Raw genomic sequence first — 271 nt, forward strand, 5'->3', positions numbered from 1 at the left:
GGGATCCAACCTTGGTTGTACTTAGTGCAGCCAAATTACATATTTCTCTACATTAATGCCTGCTTCGTTGTACAAAATACAACCATCTGGGGGGAGTAGGGGGCAAAATAGCCCTTTTGAGGCTAAATGGTTGTATAAAGTGCAATGAAGCGATGGGATGGCGCTTGTAGAGCGCTTTCAAGTTGCACAAAGTGCAATATAGCACCGATTGAATACACACTCCGCACACTCCGCTTGAACGCACACTGGACTGGAACAAACACTTACTCAA

This window comes from Paenibacillus sp. FW101-FHT12H11, assembly GCF_058790355.1.